The organism is Gillisia marina (assembly GCF_000258765.1).
Classification (GTDB): domain Bacteria; phylum Bacteroidota; class Bacteroidia; order Flavobacteriales; family Flavobacteriaceae; genus Gillisia; species Gillisia marina.
On record NZ_AJLT01000109.1, the window covers coordinates 1 to 735 of the forward strand.

Sequence of the window (735 nt, forward strand, 5' to 3'; positions counted from 1 at the left end):
GCTTAACCGATGTTGGCAAACGTTACTTCCTGATAATAAATCCACTTAGTAATGTTATCCATGCTGTAATTATCAGACTCCAACTAGTTAAGTTCATTTCCTTATCAGTCCAGAGTGAATGAATTAATAATACTCCAATCAAAAAAACTAAAAAATATAATTAAATACGTTCCAAATTTAGTCTCCGCTAAGGAGTCTCTTCTCATTATTTTTCCATTGTTATATTTCATTAGAATATTATCCAATTCATGAATTAATTCAACGAATGTTTCTGAGTTGCAGAAAGTACTATTTGAGCTTAGTCTTTTCGTCTGTCCGTTTTTTAAATTTAGTTTTATTCCAGCTCCTTTCATTCTGTGAATTTTATAGCTATTCACATTTTCAAATTCAACGCTTTCATTGCTCCATTCTAATTTAGTTGAAGTCAGTTTGAAGTCTGCTGATTTAATTATATGTTTTTTAATTATAAAGAAATATATAAGTGAAATTCCAATTGAAAATAGAAATATAATAAAAGCGCTACTTAAAAAACCTTTAGAAATTATAAGGGCAACATAAAATAAAATCATTGAAGAAAATAACAAACCGAACAATTCAATCGGTATTGTATAATTAACATTTTTGTAATTGCGCATTTGTATTATACTGAAATAGGTTGACCTTTTTTGATTCAATTTTTGACATTTAAATGGTCAATAGTTCTAAATTTCGTTTATCCTTTTTGTAGGAATGATA

Annotated in this window: 1 protein-coding gene; it reads right to left on the minus strand. The window is 27.3% G+C overall.

Annotation, left to right across the window (positions count from 1 at the left end; genetic code table 11):
- Positions 1 to 104: 104 nt before the first annotated feature.
- Entirely contained in the window at positions 105 to 635 is a 531-nt protein-coding gene (locus tag ON07_RS13900; RefSeq protein ID WP_010232759.1) for a hypothetical protein, read from the minus strand.
- Positions 636 to 735: the final 100 nt, after the last annotated feature.